General features: G+C 36.8%; 14 protein-coding genes and 1 pseudogene. All 15 read left to right on the top strand.

Annotated elements, in window-relative coordinates; all coding sequences use genetic code 11:
• The first annotated feature begins 39 nt into the window (after positions 1-39).
• The 15 genes and pseudogenes from rimP to PYW36_RS07180 all read left to right on the top strand — a co-directional run bounded on the left by rimP (position 40) and on the right by PYW36_RS07180 (position 16,985).
• Entirely contained in the window at positions 40-507 is a 468-nt protein-coding gene (rimP, locus tag PYW36_RS07250; RefSeq protein WP_103159289.1) for a ribosome maturation factor RimP, read from the top strand.
• A gap of 19 nt (positions 508-526) precedes the next feature.
• Positions 527-1,559, top strand: a pseudogene (nusA, locus tag PYW36_RS07245) (transcription termination factor NusA); the annotation flags it as partial.
• Positions 1,560-1,714: 155 nt separating this feature from the next.
• Positions 1,715-2,002 (top strand): RNase P modulator RnpM, encoded by a 288-nt coding sequence (gene rnpM / locus PYW36_RS07240; RefSeq protein ID WP_037573364.1) that lies wholly within the window; start codon positions 1,715-1,717, stop codon positions 2,000-2,002.
• A complete protein-coding gene (locus tag PYW36_RS07235) occupies positions 1,999-2,304 on the top strand; it encodes a YlxQ family RNA-binding protein (protein WP_037573366.1) in 306 nt (101 codons plus the stop codon). The genes rnpM and PYW36_RS07235 overlap by 4 nt, the downstream gene beginning before the upstream one ends.
• Before the next feature lie 16 nt (positions 2,305-2,320).
• On the top strand, positions 2,321-4,468 hold the full coding sequence (infB, locus tag PYW36_RS07230) for a translation initiation factor IF-2 (protein ID WP_103159291.1): 2,148 nt from the start codon (positions 2,321-2,323) through the stop codon (positions 4,466-4,468).
• Between the two features lie 196 nt (positions 4,469-4,664).
• On the top strand, positions 4,665-4,988 hold the full coding sequence (locus tag PYW36_RS07225; RefSeq protein ID WP_229717273.1) for a VOC family protein: 324 nt from the start codon (positions 4,665-4,667) through the stop codon (positions 4,986-4,988).
• Between the two features lie 157 nt (positions 4,989-5,145).
• Entirely contained in the window at positions 5,146-5,490 is a 345-nt protein-coding gene (gene rbfA, locus PYW36_RS07220) for a 30S ribosome-binding factor RbfA (RefSeq protein WP_037573372.1), read from the top strand.
• Between the two features lie 71 nt (positions 5,491-5,561).
• Positions 5,562-6,479 (top strand): tRNA pseudouridine(55) synthase TruB, encoded by a 918-nt coding sequence (gene truB / locus PYW36_RS07215; protein ID WP_037573374.1) that lies wholly within the window; start codon positions 5,562-5,564, stop codon positions 6,477-6,479.
• A gap of 14 nt (positions 6,480-6,493) precedes the next feature.
• Positions 6,494-7,465: a bifunctional riboflavin kinase/FAD synthetase gene (locus PYW36_RS07210; protein WP_103159292.1), complete on the top strand. Its 972-nt coding sequence runs from the start codon at positions 6,494-6,496 to the stop codon at positions 7,463-7,465.
• Between the two features lie 103 nt (positions 7,466-7,568).
• Positions 7,569-7,838 carry a 30S ribosomal protein S15 gene (gene rpsO / locus PYW36_RS07205; protein ID WP_037573379.1) on the top strand — a complete coding sequence of 90 codons (270 nt, stop codon included), beginning with the start codon at positions 7,569-7,571 and terminating at the stop codon, positions 7,836-7,838.
• 163 nt (positions 7,839-8,001) lie between these two features.
• Positions 8,002-10,107 (top strand): polyribonucleotide nucleotidyltransferase, encoded by a 2,106-nt coding sequence (pnp, locus tag PYW36_RS07200; RefSeq protein WP_103159293.1) that lies wholly within the window; start codon positions 8,002-8,004, stop codon positions 10,105-10,107.
• Between the two features lie 277 nt (positions 10,108-10,384).
• Complete coding sequence (locus PYW36_RS07195) at positions 10,385-11,701, top strand: M30 family zinc metallopeptidase (protein ID WP_103158688.1); 1,317 nt, start codon at positions 10,385-10,387, stop codon at positions 11,699-11,701.
• A 307-nt stretch (positions 11,702-12,008) separates the two neighbouring features.
• Entirely contained in the window at positions 12,009-13,682 is a 1,674-nt protein-coding gene (gene rnjB / locus PYW36_RS07190; protein ID WP_037573383.1) for a ribonuclease J2, read from the top strand.
• A gap of 232 nt (positions 13,683-13,914) precedes the next feature.
• Positions 13,915-16,266, top strand: coding sequence for a DNA translocase FtsK (locus PYW36_RS07185; protein WP_103158689.1), 2,352 nt, complete (start codon positions 13,915-13,917; stop codon positions 16,264-16,266).
• 2 nt (positions 16,267-16,268) lie between these two features.
• Complete coding sequence (locus tag PYW36_RS07180) at positions 16,269-16,985, top strand: GntR family transcriptional regulator (RefSeq protein WP_037573385.1); 717 nt, start codon at positions 16,269-16,271, stop codon at positions 16,983-16,985.
• Position 16,986: the final 1 nt, after the last annotated feature.

Below are 16,986 nucleotides of genomic sequence, written 5' to 3'. Positions count from 1 at the left end.
GCTCTTTTCTCTTTGTGTACCGCTGATAAGGGGGCTCGTATGAGTAAAGTTACAGAGCAAGTTGAAACACTAATCCAACCTGTCCTTGAAGCATTAAATTATGACTTAGTTGATATTGAATTTGCAAAAGAAGGTCGTGACCATTATTTGCGCATTTCAATTGATAAGCCAGGCGGTGTCGATTTAAATGACTGCACAATTGCATCAGAAAAAATTAGCGAAGTAATGGATGAACATGATCCAATTTCAGAAGCCTATTACCTTGATGTTGCTTCTCCTGGTGCAGAACGACCAATAAAAAAAGAAAAAGACTTTCATAATGCGATAGAACAACCTATCTTTGTTTCGTTGTATGCGCCTGTTGAAGGTGAAAAAGAATGGTTAGGCATTTTAAAGACAGTGACGGATACAGAAATTACTATGGAAGTTAAAATCAAAGCAAAAACAAGTCAAGTCAACATTCCGCGTGAGAAAATCGCAAAAGCAAGACATGCGGTCATGCTATAAATGTTAGGAGGAAGTATTAGTGAAAAGTAATGAATTATTATTAGCGACTGAATACCTTGAAAAGGAAAAAAAGATTCCTAGAGAGGTACTTGTGGACGCAATTGAAGCCGCTTTAATTACGGCATATAAAAAAAATTACGACAGTGCACGCAATGTACGTGTTGAATTAAATTTAGACAGCGGGACATTCCGTGTCATTTCTCGTAAAGAAGTCGTTGAAGAGGTTTTTGATGACAGAGAAGAAGTTGACCTTTCTACAGCACTCGTTAAAAACCCTGCCTACGAAATTGGCGATATTTATGAAGAAGATGTGACACCTAAAGACTTTGGCCGCGTAGGTGCTCAAGCTGCAAAACAAGCTGTGATGCAACGCTTGCGTGATGCAGAACGTGAAATTCTTTACGAAGAGTTTATCGACAAAGAAGAAGATATCATGACAGGTGTCATTGACCGTGTCGACCACCGCTATGTTTACGTAAATTTAGGACGTACTGAAGCGGTACTTTCAGAAGCTGAACGTAGTCCAAATGAAACATACGTCCCTAATGAACGTATCAAAGTTTATGTGAACAAAGTCGAACAAACGACTAAAGGACCACAAATTTATGTTTCACGTAGTCATCCAGGCTTACTTAAACGTTTATTCGAACAAGAAGTCCCTGAAATTTACGAAGGCACAGTCGAAGTAAAATCTGTGGCGCGTGAAGCAGGAGATCGTTCAAAAATCAGTGTGCATTCAGATAATCCAGATATCGATGCGGTTGGAGCATGTGTAGGTGCAAAAGGCGCACGTGTTGAAGCGGTTGTTGAAGAATTAGGTGGCGAAAAAATTGATATCGTTCAATGGAGTGAGGACCCTAAAGTTTTCGTAAGTAATGCGTTAAGTCCTTCACAAGTAGTTGATGTGATCGTAGACGAAGAAAATCAATCAACAACAGTAATAGTTCCGGATTATCAACTTTCATTAGCGATTGGTAAACGTGGTCAAAATGCACGATTAGCAGCTAAACTTACAGGTTGGAAAATCGATATTAAATCTGAATCTGATGCTAAAGATTTACAACTTGAAGATAAATTTATGACTAAAGAAGAACCATCAACAGAATCATCCGAAGTTGACGCATTAGATGAAGAAGAGATTAAAAATGATTCATCATCAGAAGTAACATCTGACTCAGAACACGAAGACAAATAGGAGGGATTTTTAATGAAAAAAAGAAAAATTCCTATGCGCAAATGTATCTTATCTAATGAAATGAAGCCTAAGAAAGAAATGATTCGTGTCGTTCAAAATAAAGAAGGTGAAATTTCAGCAGATGCGACAGGTAAAAAGCCGGGTCGTGGTGCTTATGTTTCCAAAGATGTTGCCCTAGTTGAAAAAGCCCAATCTGCAGAAAAACTAGAACAATTTTTTAAAGCCTCAAAAGAAGATTTAGATCCCGTTTATAAAGAAATTATTCGATTAATTTATAGAGAAGAGATTCCAACAAAATGACCGATAGCGCATTTTTAAATTTTCTAGGGCTCGCAATGCGTGCAGGCAAAGTGAAAAGTGGAGAAAGTGTCATCCTTAATGAAATTAAAAAGAAACGCCTTTCTCTAGTGCTCATTGCTAATGACGCATCAGACAACACTAAAAAAACACTGACAAATAAGTGTAAGAGTTATCAAATCCCTTATCGTATTGTAAGCAATCGCTTCGAATTAGGAGACGCAGTAGGGAAAGAAGTCCGAGTAAATATCGGCATCACCGATCAAGGTTTCGCGAAGAAATTAATCTCTATGATCGATGAATAAAGTAAGGAGTGGTTCAATGAGTAAACAAAGAATCTATGAATATGCCAAATCATTAAATATTAAAAGTAAAGATGTCATTGATGAATTAAAGAAGTCAGGCGTCGAAGTATCTAACCACATGCAAACATTAGAAGACGATCAAATTAAAACATTAGATCAAGCGTTCAAAAAGTCAAACACATCATCTGAACAAAAAGACGCTAAGAAAAATAATAATGCCTCAACACACCAACAAAAGAAAGATCAACCTAAGCAAAATAATAAAAAAAATAACAATTCTAAACAACCACAGCAAAAGAATAACGGTAATGCTAAAAACAACAAGAATAACAAACGTAATCATAAAAATAACAAGCAAAACCGTAACAATAAACAAAAACAAGCACAACAACCTGCAGAGTCAAAAGAAATGCCATCAAAAATCACTTATACAGAAGGGATTACTGTTGGTGAGCTCGCGGAAAAATTAGGTGTAGATTCATCTGAAATTATTAAAAAGCTATTTTTATTAGGTATTATGGCCAATATCAACCAATCCCTAGATATTGAAGCATTAGAACTCGTAGCATCAGATTATGGTGTTGAATTAGAAGAAGAAGTTGTTATTGATGATAATGACCTATCCATTTACTTTGATGACATTGAAAATGATGAAGATGCATCTGAGCGTCCAGCTGTTGTAACTATCATGGGACACGTTGACCATGGGAAAACAACTTTATTAGATTCCATTCGTAATACTCGCGTGACAGAAGGTGAAGCTGGCGGGATTACACAACATATTGGGGCTTACCAAATTGAAAATAATGACAAGAAAATCACGTTTTTAGATACTCCAGGACACGCAGCGTTTACGACAATGCGTGCACGTGGTGCCCAAGTGACAGATATTACAATTTTAGTTGTAGCTGCAGATGATGGTGTGATGCCACAAACAATTGAGGCAATCAATCATGCGAAAGAAGCAGAAGTACCTATTATTGTTGCGGTTAACAAAATTGATAAACCTACAGCGAATGCCGACCGTGTGATGCAAGAATTAACAGAATACAACTTAATCCCAGAAGACTGGGGTGGCGATACAATCTTCGTTCCATTATCTGCCTTAAGTGGCGAAGGTATCGATGATTTACTTGAGATGATTGGTCTTGTAGCAGAAGTCCAAGAATTAAAAGCGAATGCAGATAAAGCTGCAGTAGGGACTGTAATTGAAGCAGAATTAGATAAATCTCGTGGACCTGCCGCTTCCCTTCTTGTACAAAATGGTACATTACATGTGGGTGACGCGATTGTAGTGGGTAACACGCATGGTAAAGTACGTGCAATGGTCAATGATTTAGGTAAACGTATTAAAACTGCTGGACCTTCAACACCTGTCGAAATTACAGGTTTAAATGATGTTCCTCAAGCTGGCGATCGTTTCGTTGTATTCAAAGATGAAAAGAAAGCACGCCGTATTGGTGAAGCACGTGAACAAGAAAGTATTATCCAACAACGTCAAGAAAGTAAAAATGTGACATTAGATAACTTGTTTGAACAAATGAAACAAGGTGAAATGAAAGACTTAAATGTCATTATTAAAGGGGACGTTCAAGGTTCAGTTGAAGCACTTGCAGCCTCTTTAATGAAAATTGATGTTGAAGGTGTCAATGTACGTATCATTCATACTGCAACAGGGGCAATCAATGAATCCGACGTGACACTTGCCAATGCGTCAAACGGTATTATCATTGGATTCAACGTTCGACCAGATGCAGGTGCAAAGCGTGCGGCTGAAGCTGAAAATGTCGATATGCGTTTACATCGTGTAATTTATAACGTTATCGAAGAAATTGAAGCGGCGATGAAAGGGATGCTTGATCCTGAATACGAAGAAAAAGTCATCGGTCAAGCTGAAGTGCGCCAAACATTTAAAGTATCTAAAGTTGGAACAATCGCAGGTAGCTACGTGACTGAAGGTAAGATTACACGTGATTCTAGTGTGCGTATTATTCGCGATGGTGTTGTCTTATTTGAAGGTGAACTCGACACACTTAAACGTTTCAAAGATGATGCAAAAGAAGTTGCACAAGGTTATGAATGTGGGATTACAATTGAAAAGTTCAATGATATTAAAGAAGGCGATATTATTGAAGCGTACATCATGGTTGAAGTAGAACGATAAAATTAAAATCGATATGTTTTAGTTCTGAAAAAGGGGACGGGCAGAAGGATTGTCCGTTCCTTTATTTTACGTTGTAATTCATGGACTTAAGTAGAGTAAGATAGGGTATAATGGTGATAAATATTACAGTATAAACTGAATATGAGAAAAGAAATATGACGAAATTGACTTTCAATTTTAACTGAGAGGTGCAATGATGTTAGTGACAAATATGTGGTTTAATTTAGCTGTCAAAGATTTAAAGAAAAGTATAGCATTTTATAAAGCTATAGGTTTTGAAATTATGCAAAGACCTGAACAAGTGGGCCATATGTTTGGGATACAAGCAGGTGCGTCCTCTCCTATTATGTTCGTTGAGCATCCCACTTTTCATAGTTATTTACAACAAGAAGTGACCGGTCAAGATGTATTAATATCACTTTCCGTCACAAGCGAAAAAGATTTAGATGATTTAATTGTTCGTGTCACTGAAGCTGGGGGTCACTTGTCCAACCGAAACATCAACGTGATGGGTTTCTAGGCTGCGTATTTCAAGATATTGATCATCATTTTTTCAATGTTCTTGCTTTTAATGATTGAGTCAGAGCGGATTGCTCATTGACGGACATTTCAACTGTCATTTATAATGTTATTTTGAAGTCAAAGCTATGAATTTAAATATAAAGAGGTGACAAACTATGAATATGAGAGCACAACGCGTCGGTGAACAAATGAAAAAAGAATTAATGGATATTATCAACAATAAGTTGAAAGACCCACGTATCGGATTTTTAACGATAACTGATGTGCAACCGACAAATGATTTATCATTAGCAAAGGTTTACTGTACAGTACTTGGTAGTGATAAAGAACGTGAAGACACGTTTAAAGGGCTTGAAAAAGCAAAAGGCTTTATTAAAACTGAGGTCGGCCAACGTATGCGCTTACGTGTCGTACCAGAGTTACAGTTTGAATACGACGAATCTATTGAGTACGGAAATCGTATTGAACAATTGATTCAAGATTTACACAAAAAAGATTAAAGTTATTAGAGAAGGATACGTCACGCGACCAAAAGTGGGCCGTGTCCTTTTTTATGTAAAGGGGTGAAACAATGTACCACGGTATTTTACCAGTATATAAGCCACGTGGCATGACGAGTCATGATGTTGTATTCAAATTACGTAAAATTTTAAAAACGAAAAAGATAGGACATACAGGAACATTAGACCCTGAAGTTGATGGGGTATTGCCTATTTGTATCGGTCAAGCGACTAAGGTGAGCGATTATGTGATGGACATGGGTAAAACGTATCAAGCAGAAATTACCTTAGGGATAGCCACAACGACTGAAGATCAAACGGGGGAAGTATTGGAACAGACAATTATCGAAGAAGGAGATGTGACCAATACTCAAATTGATCAAGTTTTAGCTTCCTTTCAAGGCATCATCACACAAATTCCTCCGATGTACTCTTCTGTCAAAGTCAACGGTAAGAAACTTTATGAATATGCTAGACGTGGAGAAACAGTAGAACGCCCGGCGAGACAAGTCAAGATTACGCACATAGAAAGATTAAATCAAGTGGATTTTGATAAAGAATGTGCTACATTTAGTATAGAAGTATCATGTGGGAAAGGCACTTATATTCGGACATTAGCAACTGATATTGGAAAACAGCTGAACTTGCCAGCACATATGTCGCGATTGACGCGTTTGGAAAGTGGTGGCTTTCATATAGACCAAGCATTATCACTGGAAAGGATTGCAGAAAAGCATCAAAACCATACATTGTCTGATTTTATTTTACCTATGATATATGGATTAAAAGCTTTGCCAATGGTTTACATAGAGGACAAACAATTAAAGCAACGTATTTCAAATGGTCAAAAATTGTCGCGACAACAATTTAATATGACCACACAAAATCAACTTGTTTTTGTGGATGCAGCGACTGATGCAGTTATAGCTATTTACGAAGCACATCCTACACATCGCACTGAAATTAAACCGAAAAAGGTGTTTAACTAAAGGAGCATAGGATTATGGAAGTTATAGAAATTACACACCCCATTCAACCTGAGCAATATATTCAAGACGAGATTGCTATCGCATTAGGATTTTTTGATGGATTACATCGAGGTCATCAAGCGTTAATTCATAAACTTGACGAAGTGGCTTCATCACGTGGATTAAAAAAAGCAGTGATGACATTTGACCCCCATCCCTCTGTTGTACTCAATCCTAAACAAAAAAGAACGACTTATTTAACGCCTTTAGATGACAAAATCGAATTACTCCGCCAATATGATATTGATTATTGTTTAGTCGTTAATTTTTCGTCTCGATTTGCGGATGTAAGTTCTGATGATTTTATACAAGAATATCTGTTGAAAAACCAAGCCCACGTGATTGTGGCTGGATTTGACTTTACATTTGGTAAATATGGTAAAGGCAACATGGCAATGCTACAAGAATATCAAGACCAGTTTGAATGTATCACTGTTGGAAAGCAAGATTTAAACAATGAAAAGATTTCTACAACTGCCATACGTAAGGCGCTGAAAACAGGTGATTTGCAAAAGGCAAACGACCAACTCGGCTATCGTTACCAAATTAAAGGTACTGTAGTTCAAGGTGAAAAAAGAGGTCGTACGATTGGTTTTCCAACCGCCAACATTCAACCAAGTGATGATTATTTATTACCTGCGAAAGGGGTATATGCCGTAAGTTTACGTATCGGGTCAAGCGACAGGGTATACAGAGGCGTTTGTAATGTAGGCGTCAAACCTACATTTCACGATGATCTTCCACAAGTCGTTATCGAAGTGAACATCTTTGATTTCAACGAAAATATTTATGGGGAACGTGTGGTACTCGTATGGCATCATTATTTACGTCCAGAGTTGAAATTTGATGGGATTGATCCACTCGTTGCTCAAATGAATCAAGATAAAGAACGCGCGAAATATTTACTTGCTGTTGATTTTGGTGATGATGTATCATATAATATATAAGGTCTGAAAGTAAGACGCTTGACCTTAGTCTTGGTAGGTCGAAACTCCGACGCCTCACTCAGATTAAGGCATCTTAAAACAAATAAAAGGAGGAAATTGACACATGGCAATTTCACAAGAACGTAAAAACGAATTAATCAAAGAATACCGTACACACGAAACTGATACGGGTTCACCAGAAGTTCAAATCGCGGTATTAACTGCAGAAATTACTGCATTAAACGATCACTTACGTACACATAAAAAAGACCACCACTCTCGTCGTGGTTTATTAAAAATGGTAGGTCGTCGTCGCCATTTATTAAACTATTTACGTGAAAAAGACATTCAGCGTTACCGTGAACTTATCAAATCATTAGGTATCCGTCGTTAATGTAACATCACATTGAAAGAAAGAGGCCAGGCTTTGGTTTCTTTCTTTTTTTACTATATGACGCTTTTTATCTAGAAAGCGTTTGTGTCGCGTTTTATATGTAAGCTATAATAAGTAATGAAATATTGATGAAATGTAATCGAAGTAGGAGAGGAGATTATACATGTCTCAAGAAAAAATGGTATTTAAAACGGAATGGGCGAACCAACCGTTAACAATAGAAACAGGGCAACTTGCAAAACAAGCAAATGGCGCCGTCTTAGTCCGTTACGGAGATACTGTTGTATTGTCAACAGCGACAGCATCGAAAGAACCACGTGATGGTGATTTTTTCCCTTTAACGGTCAATTATGAAGAAAAAATGTATGCAGCAGGTAAAATTCCAGGAGGATTTAAAAAGCGTGAAGGACGTCCAGCGGATGAAGCTACATTAACTGCGCGTCTTATCGACCGCCCAATTCGACCGCTATTTCCTGATGGCTATCGCCATGATGTACAAATCATGAACATGGTATTGAGTGCAGACCCTAATTGTTCTCCTGAAATGGCAGCAATGATTGGTTCTTCTATGGCATTGAGTGTTTCAGATATTCCATTCCAAGGGCCTATTGCGGGTGTCAACGTGGGTTATGTTGATGGGGAATATGTGATCAATCCAAATTTAGAACAAAAAGCGCAATCTCGTTTAGATCTAGAAGTGGCGGGACATAAAGATGCAATTAACATGGTAGAAGCGGGTGCCAGTGAAATTACAGAAGCGGAAATGTTAGATGCTATTTTATTCGGTCATCAAGAAATCCAACGTCTCTGTGCTTTCCAAGAAGAGATTATTGCGCATATTCAACCAGAAAAACACGAATTTGTTCCTGCTGAAAAAAATGAAACTTTAATTGATTCAGTTAAAGCCAAAGCTGAAGATTATAAGCTGAACGATGCAATTCAAACGATGGAGAAACAAGCCCGTGAAGCGAATTTAGATGCGGTTAAAGAAACGATTCTTGCTGAATATATAAATGAAGAAGATCCAGAAAACGAAGCATTACTTAAAGAAGTAAACAGCATTATCAATGCCTTAATTAAAGAGGAAGTTCGACGCCTTATCGCCGATGAAAAAGTGAGACCAGATGGCCGTAAACCAGATGAAATTCGTCCACTATCGTCTGAAGTTGGGTTACTGCCACGTGCGCACGGTTCTGGTTTATTTACTCGAGGCCAAACTCAAGCATTGTCAGTATTGACTTTAGGTTCAATTTCCGAATATCAAATTATTGATGGTTTAGGTGAAGAAGAACACAAACGTTTTATGCACCATTACAACTTCCCGAACTTCTCAGTAGGGGAAACTGGTCCTGTACGTGCACCAGGGCGTCGTGAAATTGGGCATGGAGCGCTCGGCGAACGTGCTTTGAGATACATTATTCCTGACGAGAAAACGTTCCCTTATACTGTACGTATTGTAAGTGAAGTTCTTGAATCGAATGGCTCATCTTCTCAAGCATCAATTTGTGGATCTACATTGGCATTAATGGATGCAGGTGTACCGATAAAAGCCCCAGTTGCAGGTATCGCAATGGGACTTGTAACACGAGATGAAAGTTATACGATTTTGACAGATATTCAAGGGATGGAAGATGCCCTAGGTGACATGGACTTTAAAGTTGCAGGAACTAAAGAAGGTATTACAGCCATTCAAATGGATATCAAAATCGATGGATTAACGAAAGAAGTGATTGAAGAAGCACTTGAACAAGCGCGACAAGGGCGTTTAGCAATTTTAGAACATATGTTACAAACCATCGATCAGCCACGTGCTGAATTAAGTGCTTACGCACCTAAAGTAGAAATTTTAATGATTAAACCAGAAAAAATCAGAGATGTCATTGGACCAGGTGGTAAGCAAATCAATGAAATCATTGATGCTACGGGTGTAAAATTAGACATTGAGCAAGATGGTACGGTATATATCGGATCTACAGAACAAGAGATGATTAATCAAGCGCGTGCTTGGATTGAAAGTATTGTTCGTGAAGCTGAAGTGGGTCAAATATATGAGGGTAAAGTCAAACGTATTGAAAAATTTGGCGCCTTCGTTGAATTGTTCCCAGGTAAAGATGCACTCGTTCACATTTCACAAATTGCGAACGAACGTATCAATAAGGTTGAAGATGTCTTAAAAATTGGGGATACGTTAAAAGTAAAAGTGACAGAAATTGACAAACAAGGTCGTGTCAATGCGTCTCACAAAGTATTATTAAATTCTAAAGCATAATATTATAGGTAATTCAAAACAAAAGCAGTGAAACGATATTTTAATGTCGTTTCACTGCTTTTTTATTTTTCATAATTTGGAAAATGAAAAATAATTTCTAAAATTTTTACTATATGAAAATGGTAAAGATAAAGGGCTATATGAGGCTCGCTCATTAAGTAGTAGAACTAAAGTTATTCTAATAAAGTATATGCAATTTATTAGATAAAATTAATATTGATTTGTAGTTATATAAATGCTAAGTTAAAATTAATTAAACTTTAAGGAGGAAGATTCAATGTTCAAAAAGAAAAAAATGGTAACGTCGCTTGTCGCAAGTTCAATGGTAGCAGTATTTTCTTTGAGTCCCTTAGCGGAAGCAAATACATATATTATAAATAATGAAGAGACGAATAAAGAAGCAAATGAGTCTTTCATTGGAAATTTTAAAGAGAATCGTTTGAAAAATAACACGATTGATACGATAAAAGCGAAAAATTTACAATCATATCAAGAAGATAAAGTCTTTAAAGCGCCTAAAGAAAAAACACCTATCACAGATAGAACAAGAAAATCTGAAAATGCGCTTTCCAATTCTAAATTAGAAGATACACGTGTCTTTACGACAGTAAACATGCAAACGAACGCAAATGAACGAACAAAAGCGACGCTAAAATATAATGGGACAGCTACAAATGTATGGGTAGCTGATGATTACATTTCAGACCAACAAGCCAAAAATATTGGACGAGAATTTGATCAGAAGATTGACCCGCTTGTAAAAGAAAAGTTTGGTGAACCTTCAGATGTCGATAAAGATGGGAAAGTCAATATTTTAGTGTACGATATTAAAGATGATTTTGATGTTACAGGATCATATACAGGAGGCTATTTCCATCCAAGAGACCTTTATGATGTTCCTAATTCAAACCGTGCTGAAGTGTTCTATATGGATACTTATCCATCCATGGGAACAGATCGAACGCGTTTGAATGAAAAGAAAGTGTATTCAACATTAGCTCATGAATACCAACATATGGTGAATGCGAACCAAAAATTATTAAAAGAGAAGAAAGAAGACGGCATGGATGTTTGGTTAGATGAGGCATTTGCGATGGCAAGTGAGCATTTGTATTTAGGTAAACCGCTAGAACACCGAATTGATTATTACAATCATTCGAATTCGATTGCCAATGGACATTCTTTAATCAAATGGAATCATCGTGGAGATGTTCTTTCTAATTATGCGTTGTCATACCTTTTCTCTCAATATTTAAGTGCTCAAAGTGATAATGGAGATGCCATATTTAAAGAAATCTTGCAAGATCCTGCAGATACAAGCGAAGCATTAGAAAAGGCCATACAAAAACATGTCGATCCTAACATGACTTTAGGTGAATTTATGAGTCATTTTAGAGTAGCCTTAGAGAAAAAAGAGGCGACAGGATTAGATGGATTCAAAGGAGAAGCTGGCTTTAACAGTATTAACCCTAAACCAGTCCGACAACTTCTTCAAACACTAGCACCTCAAGGTTCAGTGATGTTCGAGTCCACAGATGAATTTGAAATACCAAAAGATAAAGATGATAACATTAAATATATAAAAATAAAATAATAAAGCGTTTAGGTGCGAGGAAAGTCCTCACCCTAGAGTTTGAAAGCCATCAAAATTTACCCTTAGATAAGTTTTGATGGCTATTTTAATGTAACTTTAAAAATAATACTGTGCAAGTAAGGTTGAGTTTCTAACGGACACTTGAGATTTATTAATGATTTATAAATGAATGCTAGAGATTTTATCAATTAGCAGTTTAATTTGTGAATAGCATGAAATGTTTTAATAGTGTACAGAAGATAGGTTATCAACTATAATAAAAGATGAATGTACAATGGACGGGTTATATTTATTAGGAGGTAACATTTTGAATTTAGTAAAGAAGAAAAATAAAAATATTCGCATCATCCCCCTAGGTGGCGTCGGTGAAATTGCGAAAAATATGTATATAGTTGAAGTTGACGATGAAATGTTTATGCTTGATGCAGGATTAATGTTTCCAGAAGATGAAATGTTAGGTATCGATATTGTTATTCCAGATATTCAATATGTGATTGAAAATAAACATAAACTAAAAGGAATTTTCTTAACGCACGGCCATGAACATGCAATTGGAGCAGTGACTTATGTGCTTGAACAAGTGGATGCACCGGTGTATGGATCAAAATTAACAATCGGACTTGTTAAAGAAAATATGAAAGCGCGCCAAATCGATAAGAAAATTAGATATTATGTAGTGAATAATGAATCTATTATGCGTTTTAAAGGTGTAAATGTCACATTTTTTAATACAACTCACAGTATTCCAGATAGTTTAGGTGTATGTATTCATACGTCTTATGGTGCCATTGTCTACACAGGTGAATTTAAATTTGATCAAAGTTTACATGGGCAATATGCGCCAGACATTCAAAAAATGGCTGAAATTGGTCAAAATGGTGTGTTTGCGTTACTTAGTGACTCAAATGAAGCAGAAAAGCCAGGGTACAATACACCAGAAAATGTTATTGAATCACACATGTATGACGCTTTTACGAAAGTGAAAGGACGTTTGATTGTTTCATGTTTTGCATCTAATTTTATTCGTATTCAACAAGTGTTAAATATTGCATCACGATTGAATCGCAAAGTATCATTTTTAGGACGTTCACTCGAAAGTTCGTTTAACATAGCGCGTAAAATGGGATACTTTAATATTCCTAAAGATTTACTTATTCCAATAAATGAAATTGAAAATTATCCAAAAAATGAAGTCATCATTATTGCAACAGGAATGCAAGGTGAACCTGTCGAAGCGCTCAATCAAATGGCCCGTCAAAAACATAAAATTATGAATATTGAACCGGGTGATTCTGTCTTTTTAGCGATTACAGCTTCTGCCAATATGGAAGTCATTATTGGTGATACTTTAAATGAATTAGTACGTGCAGGTGCAGAAATTATTCCGAACAATAAAAAAATTCATGCCTCAAGTCATGGCTGTATGGAAGAATTAAAAATGATGCTGAATATGATGAAACCTGAGTATTTTATTCCTATTCAAGGGGAATTCAAAATGCAAATTGCCCATGCTAAGTTGGCAAGTGAATCAGGGGTACAACCAGAGAAAATCTTTTTAGTTGAAGCTGGCGACGTTATTAATTTCGATGGCAATGATATGACTTTAAACGAAAAAGTTCATGCAGGTAACATTTTAATTGACGGTATCGGTGTTGGTGATGTCGGGAATATCGTTCTTCGAGACAGACATTTATTGGCACAAGATGGTATTTTCATTGCAGTCGTCACATTAGACCCTAAAAATAAAACAATTGCTGCCGGTCCAGAAATTCAATCTCGTGGTTTTGTCTATGTGCGAGAAAGTGAAGCACTCCTTAAAGAAGCAGAAGAAAAAGTACGAGAAATTGTTGAAGAAGGCTTACAAGCCAAACATATCGAATGGTCTGAAATTAAACAAAACATGCGTGATCAAATTAGTAAACTACTATACGAAAGCACACGTCGCAGACCTATGATTATTCCAGTCATCTCAGAAATATAAGAAACAAAAAGAACTGAAAAAATGTATGCAATCGAATCCCTCTCTTTGAAAAGACCGTCATTTTTAAAGAGAGGATTCATTTTTTTACATAAAGATTACGGTATAATAAAGAGTAGTGTAGATTTTATTACGTATTCATTAATGGATATTTCATACAATAATACATATTACAAAGTAGCAAGGACTCCATTCATATAGAACAAAGATTTAAGAAAGAAGAAGGTGACTTTCATTGGCACAAGCAAAAAAACGAAAATCGCAAACGGCGACACGCAAAAAACGTACCACGAAAAAGAATAAAAAAGATAATTCGGTACGTTTTATATTAGCGATTGTTTTTGTCATTATGATCATGCTTGGCCTCTTTCAACTTGGTATTGTAGGCATAGCAATTGATAGCATATTCAATTATTTATTTGGGTTAACGCGTTATCTTACATATATTCTATTACTTTTAGCTACAGGTTTCTTAGCTTATAATGGTAAGTTGCCTAAATCTCGTCGACTTACAGGGTCAATTTTACTTCAAATAGCGTTACTATTTGTTGCACAATTGTATTACCAATCCGTTGGAGGGATGAGAGCTAAACGTGAGCCTGTCCTTTCATTTGTGTATCAGCAATACGAACTAACACATTTCCCTAATTTTGGGGGAGGACTATTTGGCTATTACTTAGTTCACATATTGACACCACTGATTTCGATTGTCGGGGTGACTTTATTAACGATTGTTTTATTAGCTTCTAGTATCATTTTGTTATTAAAAAAACGTCATCGAGACGTGACAAAATTATGGTTTGAAACTTCAAAATCAGGCGCTTCAAAATCATATGATAAATATCATGATTTTAAATTGAAACGTCGTGAAGCGCGTCAACAAAGAACAGAAGCAAAACGCTTAAGAGACAGACCAAAAGATGTATCACACTTTAAAGAAGTCCCTGAAGACACAACGGAAAGTGCTTTTGATGTGCCAACGATTCCAATTTTTGGACATGAGGATCATCAAGAAAATACAAGACAAGAATCAAATGAAGCACCGGCGTCTACTGAAGCGTCTGTGACACCTTCTAAACCGGCGCCCCCTCAACGACAAACTAAAACAGAAGAACCTCCTTCAACGCATACGAATGAAGGTTCAATTTCAGAAGCGGGTGAAGTAGAAAATCAAGCCTATGAACTACCTCCACTCACTTTACTTGATGAACCTAAAAAGCAACAAACGACAAGTAGAACAGAAGTTCAACAAAAAGGAAAGCTATTAGAAACGACACTTAAAAACTTTGGCGTGAATGCCAAAGTCACACAAATAAAAATTGGTCCAGCGGTCACACAATATGAAGTACAACCCGCACAGGGGGTAAAGGTAAGTAGAATTGTCAACTTACATAGTGATTTGGCCTTGGCACTTGCGGCTAAAGATATTCGTATTGAAGCGCCGATTCCTGGAAAGTCCGCTGTAGGTATTGAAGTGCCAAACGAAAAAATTTCACTCGTTTCTTTAAAAGAGGTCCTTCAAGAAAAATTCCCAACACAAAATAAGCTTGAAGTTGCTTTGGGAAGAGATATTTCTGGTGAACCGATGACCGCGGAATTGAATAAAATGCCACATCTACTTGTGGCAGGTTCAACAGGGAGTGGTAAATCTGTTTGTATCAACGGCATTATTACAAGTATTTTACTCAATGCAAAACCACATGAAGTAAAACTTATGATGATTGACCCAAAAATGGTAGAATTAAATGTGTACAATGGTATTCCACATTTATTAACTCCAGTTGTTACGAACCCGCATAAAGCTTCTCAAGCATTAGAAAAAGTGGTCGGTGAGATGGAGCGACGTTACGATTTATTCCAACATTCTGGCACACGCAATATTGAAGGTTTTAATGCGCTAGTTACACGAAAAAATGAAGAATTAGGCGAAAAAGAGCCATTACTACCTTATATTGTTGTAATTGTTGATGAGTTGGCAGATTTAATGATGGTAGCAGGTAAAGATGTGGAAACAGCGATAACACGTATTACGCAAATGGCACGTGCTGCTGGGATTCATTTAATTATTGCGACGCAACGTCCTTCCGTTGATGTAATTACGGGACTCATTAAAAATAATATTCCGTCACGTATCGCTTTTGCGGTAAGTTCTCAAACGGACTCACGCACAATCATCGATAGTGGAGGTGCAGAAAAATTATTGGGTAAAGGAGACATGTTATTTATCCAAAATGGAGGTTCTGTGAGAACACGTGTGCAAGGGGCTTTTTTAAGTGATAATGAAGTACAAAAAGTTGTAGATTATGTTGTCGCACAACAGTCCGCAAACTATGTTAAAGAAATGGAACCTGATGAAGTGGTTGAACAAGGTGAAGCGGAAAGCGATGATCCTTTATACCATGAGGCTTATTTGTTTGTGATTGAACAACAAAAAGCGAGTACATCGCTTTTACAACGCCAATTTAGAATAGGCTATAATCGTGCATCTCGTATCATGGATGATTTAGAAAGAAATCAAGTGATTGGGCCGCAAAAAGGTAGTAAACCGAGACAAATTTTAGTGGATTTAAATGATGGAGAGGTGTAAATATGTCTGTGACGCCAGAAGTAAATAAAGTTAAATCATGGATTTTACAACAAATTGACTCAGAAGCATTGAAACCGGGAGAGTCATTACCAAGTGTTTTAAATTTAGCACGTACATGCGACGTTGATACAGAGCATGTGACAGTGGCGATTCATGAGTTAATTACCGAACAAATCGTAACGGAAAACTTTGAGGAAGGGGCGCGGGTCAATATACCGCAACCTTTCTTCTATCCGTTAGACGAATTAATGAGCATCACTCGTATGATTTCAGAAAAAGGATATGAACATGGGACAGTTTTCTTAAGTCTCGATGAAGAGCCCGCTTCACTCCATGATAGCCAAGTAATGAATATTGAACCCAATGAAAAAATCACTGTAATCGAACGGATTCGCACAGCTGATAATCATCCTGTAGTGTATTGTCTCGACAAAGTAGCTACGAATGTCCTCGACTATTTTGGGCAACATGATCAACCCAAGTCCATTTTAAAAGCGATTGAACAAGTGACTGAAAAAGAAATCTCATACGCCGAAACTGAAATACAAGCCATTAGCTATGAACCATACATTTCTGATGCATTAGAATCTGACCCGCAAGATGGCATTATGTTATTAAAACAAGTGCACTATACAAAAGATGGCACACCTATTTTATATTCATTAAATTACTTTAAAAGTAGTTTAGTTAAGTTTCGTACGATACGAAAACGTCTATAAT

It is taken from the genome of Staphylococcus chromogenes (assembly GCF_029024625.1).
GTDB classification, from domain to species: Bacteria; Bacillota; Bacilli; order Staphylococcales; family Staphylococcaceae; genus Staphylococcus; species Staphylococcus chromogenes.
Note: the sequence above shows the minus strand (reverse complement) of the source record. Positions and strands in the feature narration are given on the sequence as shown.